The 5356-nt window shown below is 34.2% G+C and carries 3 protein-coding genes; 2 read left to right on the forward strand and 1 reads right to left on the reverse strand.

What is annotated here, in order from left to right; genetic code table 11:
- Nucleotides 1–889: 889 nt before the first annotated feature.
- On the forward strand, nucleotides 890–2050 hold the full coding sequence (locus tag ENL20_12760) for a 1-deoxy-D-xylulose-5-phosphate reductoisomerase (protein HHE39421.1): 1161 nt from the start codon (nucleotides 890–892) through the stop codon (nucleotides 2048–2050).
- A 210-nt stretch (nucleotides 2051–2260) separates the two neighbouring features.
- Nucleotides 2261–4627, forward strand: a complete 2367-nt coding sequence (locus ENL20_12765) for a DNA internalization-related competence protein ComEC/Rec2 (GenBank protein ID HHE39422.1) — start codon at nucleotides 2261–2263, stop codon at nucleotides 4625–4627.
- A gap of 276 nt (nucleotides 4628–4903) precedes the next feature.
- Here the strand turns inward: ENL20_12765 and ENL20_12770 are convergent, their stop codons facing one another.
- On the reverse strand, nucleotides 4904–5083 hold the full coding sequence (locus ENL20_12770; protein ID HHE39423.1) for a hypothetical protein: 180 nt from the start codon (nucleotides 5081–5083) through the stop codon (nucleotides 4904–4906).
- Between the last annotated feature and the right edge of the window lie 273 nt (nucleotides 5084–5356).

The following is a 5356-nucleotide window of genomic DNA, read 5'->3' on the forward strand; positions in this document are numbered from 1 at the left end:
CGACCAAATATGCAGGCGAGATTTTCCGCATGGGAGCAGGTGTAAAAAATTTCGCTCTTGGCAATTGCGGCTTAACAGACGAAAATTCATACGCTCCTGCTTACTGGAATTCCGCTTTGCTGACAAAAGCAACAAACAACAAATTCGAAATTATGCATGCCGAAGAATATATGGGACTTCTGAATTATGATACTGCTTCTGCGATCTGGGGAAATGAAAATAAATTTTCATTAGTGATCACCAGGATCGGAATTGCTGATATCCCGTTAACAAAGCTGACAGATCCGACAATAGAACCGGATTCTCTAAACAGACCTTATGAATATAAATCGGTGAACAACTCGGATTTAGTAGTTTATTTTGGTTTTGCTCGCAAGATTGGAAACTATAATATTGGTTTTACTCCAAAAATCGCATATAGACACCTCGCCGAAGAAAACGGATTTGGTTTTGGAGCGGATATTTCAACTTTTTTTGAATTATCTGAAAAATGGATGATAGCCGCCAAGATCAGAGATTTTTTTACAACTCAAATTTTATGGGGAAATGGTACTCATGAAATTGTTAATCCGGGTTTTGATCTTGAAACAAAATATAAATTCATTTTCCCGGTAATTAAAAGATCATCAAATTTCTATACCGGATTTGAGATTTTTACTGAAAATCGCGGTGATGCTTCAAACATTTCTCTTAGTTTTTTCAGTCTCGATTATCATCTCGGTCTGGAAATGAATATTCATGAAAAAGCCGATCTTTATATCGGTTATGATATAAATCATTTTACTTCCGGTATTTCCATCGGGTATAGGAACTGGAAAATAAATTATTCATTGGAACTCGATACCAACGATCTGGATAATTCCCATAGAGTTTCCATCAGCCTGGATTTATGAAAAAAATCGCTATTTTAGGTTTAACCGGATCAATTGGGCTGTCAACGATCGAAGTTGTCAGGCAGCATCAGGATAAATTTAAGATAGTATTAGCATCTGCTCATAATAATTATAAAAAACTTTGTTCGTTAGCAGACGAATTCAATATCCCGCAAATTGTAATTACCGACAAAAAACTAAAAAATAAAATTACTGATTTTCCCAAAAATACATCGATCTTTTTTAGTGAAGATAAATTACAGGAATTATTAGAAAACTCTGATTATGATATCGCCTTGAATGCCATATCCGGTTCTTCCGGATTACAATCATCGATGACGATCATTTCCCATGGAGTCGATCTGGCTCTTGCCAACAAAGAGTCTCTCGTCATGGCTGGTCATTTGATCAAAAGCGAGTTGCAACGATCAAACAGCAGGCTGATTCCGGTCGATAGTGAACACAGTGCTATTTTGCAGGCGATCAGTGCCACCTCGATGGATCAGGTTAGAAGTATTATTTTAACTGCTTCCGGGGGACCATTCAGAGAATTACCGCTTTCAGAGTTTAATAAAATCACAAAAGCTCAAACCTTGAAACATCCGACCTGGGAAATGGGAGCAAAAATAACTATCGATTCGGCGACGATGATGAACAAAGGATTGGAAGTGATCGAAGCTCACTGGCTTTTTAAAAAGGATTTTAAGGATATTAAAACTGTTATTCATCCCCAATCAATCATTCATTCACTTGTTGAATTTGTTGATGGATCCATCATTGCTCAAATGGGATTTCCTACTATGAAACTGCCCATTTTGTTCGCTCTGTCATATCCTGAACATATTCAATCTTCTGTTGCAAAAACGGATATTTATAAAATTCCTGATCTTAGTTTTTCAGAAGTCGAGAAAGACAGATTCCCGCTTTTTTATTTGGCTTGTGAAATCGGGAGAAAAGGTGGAATTTTACCAACTGTTCTAAATGCAGCGAATGAAGCAGCTATCGATCTATTTTTAAATGATAAGATTGGATTTATACAGATATTTAAGATCATAAATTACATTGTAAACAGAGAAAAAAATATACAATTTCCAGATCTGGAAACGATTGTCGAAACAAATAATGTAATTTATCAAAAAGTAAAGAAAGATTATCGGAATATCCTGAAAAGAATATAATTTCCAAAATTTTCCAATTCAAATGAATTCATTTGTCCTCATTCCTGAATTTTATTTGGGAATGCAATTTTGGAAAAGTTTTACTTTGAACAGTTTTTATCGAACCAACTGATGAAAATAGTCGAAATAAAATTTCTTATCCAATTATGTTCCCAAATACAATTTGGGAACAAGTAAATAAATAAATTCCTTCTGAAATTATGAGGTTTGATGTCTAAATCCGGTAAATCTCCTCTTCTGATTCCTGCTGTTTTCTGGATTTTCGGCATTATTGTTGGCAAATATCTTCACTTCCAGCCTGTCTTATTATTGTCTCTGATTTTTATTGGATCCATTTTCTTCTTCCTGAAGAAAGCAAAGATCATATCAATTCTGTCCTTAATTTTATTACTTGGAATTTTGAGGATTTCCATCAATAATATTTTTCCTGAAAATCACATTAGAAAAATACTGGAGAAGAATCCGCAAATAATTCAACCGATCGCAGGAAAAATAATTTCTCAAGTTAATCATAAAGAAGGCTCTTACAGATTCATACTCGAACTTTCAAAAATTCTGAATTCAGAAGTTAAAGGGAAAATAAATTTTTGTACAAACCAGGAAGGTTTGAAATACGGAGATTTAATCTCCACAATCGCTGAAATAAGAAAGATCAGAAAAAATTCAAATCCCACAACATTTGATTATGAAGAGTATCTATCTGCCAAAGGAATTTATGGGATAGGATTTTCCAAAACTAAAGTAGATATCATTGGAAACAAAAGCAGTCCATTCGGGAGTTTGGTGATCTCCGTTAGAGAATGGGTCAGCAGCAGGATAGAAGGTCGTTTTCACGCTCATTCCGGTTTTATCAAAGCGATCGTTATTGGTGATAAGCGGGAATTAGGCGAGAAAAGAGAGATTCTGACCAGAGCAGGATTGAGTCATATTCTGGCTGTCAGCGGATTACATGTTGGAATTTTATCGCTGATCTTTTTCAGTATTTTCAAAATAATCTTTCGACAGCGGAATTTATCGAGATCACTCCTTATTCCATTTTTGGTTTTTTACGGTGCATTATGTAACTGGACCCCATCTGTCACCCGAGCTGTGATCATGATCTCGTTTTATCTGATCTCAAAGATAATACAGAGAAAACCGGATACAAATAATATTCTTTCTGCAAGCTTGATCGTTATTACTGCTCTCAATCCCTTCCAGCTTTTCTCGATTGGATTCCAACTTTCCTTCACTGCCGTCTTTGTTTTATTGAATATTGTTCCTAATATACGATTTATAAAACTTGTAAAAGAAGAAATTGAAGTTATGAGTTTTAGTAAGAAACTGCTGAATGGTATTTTGATAATTTTATTCTCTTCCGCAATTCTGAATATTTTTCTCCTGCCGATAATTATGTATCACTTCCACCAGTTCAACTTAAACGGAATTTTGGGAAATTTGCTGGGAATTCCACTGATTTCAGTCATTTTAACTTTCGCCTTACTGATCATAATCCTTCCTAACTGGAATTTTCTCATATTGATCTATCAAAGCAGTTTCAAGGGAATAATGCTTATCTTTGATAAATGGAGCGATCTTTCATCATCTTGTCCATTATTCTATAATTTCTTTTCCATAAACATTTTTCAACTCCTTTTGATCTATTTATTTTTGGGAACACTGGTGATCTGGTTCTGGAAATTTAACAGGAAAAAGCATCTCACATTTTCCTTATTGAGTTTCATTTTGATATTAATATTTGTCTTAACAATAAACAGCGGGAATGATGAATTGAAAGTTACCTTCTTTGATTGCGGATTGGGAGACCTGTTTCTCGTCGAAACAAGATTAGAAGAAACTATATTGATCGATTCCGGACCACCGGATTATACATCGAAATACTTTGGAAGGTCTGCTCTTCCCTATCTGCAGGAAAATGGAATCTCAAGTTTGGACTGGGTGATCATTACTCATGCTCATAATGACCATTACGGAGGTTTGGACAATGCCTTTATCAATTTGAAAATAAGGAATCTGGCGGTTACGGATGAATTCCAAACTCGAATAATCTGGAAGCATTTTAAGGATAAAGTTCAGGATGAAAATTGCGAAGTAATAACAATTAGCGATACTACTCATCTTCCAATTCAAGGATTAAAACTGAAGATCATTCATCCTGATAAGGCTTATCACAACGAAAATATAAATAATATGTCTATTGTTACCCGCCTTGATTATAAAGATTTTTCTGTTCTTTTTACAGGTGATCTAGAACAGGAGGGAGAAAAATATCTGCTGGAAAAATATCCCGAATTTCTGGATACGGATATCTTGAAAATCTGTCATCATGGAAGTAAAACATCAAGTACGCCTGCTTTCATCAAAGCTGTTTCTCCCGAATATGCCTTCATTCCAACTTCTTTGAAGAACAGGTTTAATTTTCCTCACGAAACTACCCTTGAAAAGTATTCATTTCTCGGAGAAGATCTTTTCATAGCAGGAAAGGACGGAGCCCTGCAGATAATCACGGATGGAAAGAAAGCATATTTTAAGACTTTCTTATCTAATAAAGAGTTTTCTGATTATGATCTTAATTAAACCAATCAAATAGATTATCGTATTCAATCAGCAGGTATTAAATACTAATTCCATCCGAATGAGAAAACATTAGTAATATCTGAGATCTATTCAGCAATGAACTTTATACCATTAAACATTAAGTATAAAATTATATTTACTAAAATGATATCTTCATAAAATATTTGAAATAATTAGAAATACTGTCTTTTCTATCAGTAATCAGGATTATATATTCAGAAGCGGATAGATTGTTCTCAGAAATAGATTTTTTTGTGTCATATTAATTACTGACGGCTATAAATTTATTACTGACAACTGTAAATTGTCTACTGATGACTGTAAATTTATTACTGACGGCTGTAAATTGTCTACTGATGACTGTAAATCTATTACTGATGGCTGTAAATTGTCTACTGATGACTGTAAATCTATTACTGACGGCTGTAAATTGTCTACTGATGATTGTAAATTCATTACTGATGAATGAAAATCTATTGCTGATGATGTCGACTTCTTTACTGAGGTCATCAAATTGACTACTGATGATATCAAATACATTACTTACAACATAGAATCGGCTACTAACGGCGTCAAATTCATTACGGACAGATATTTCTTTAATTCATATTCATTATTATGATATTCAATCCTTTCAAGATTGGGGATTTAACTCTCCTCTCTTTCTTTCTTTAAAGAGAGGAGCTGGGTGTAAGTTTGGTTCTCTTTTCCATAGATTCCATCTATGGC

The sequence above is a fragment of the Candidatus Cloacimonadota bacterium genome (genome assembly GCA_011372345.1).
In the GTDB taxonomy this organism is placed as follows: Bacteria; Cloacimonadota; Cloacimonadia; order Cloacimonadales; family TCS61; genus DRTC01.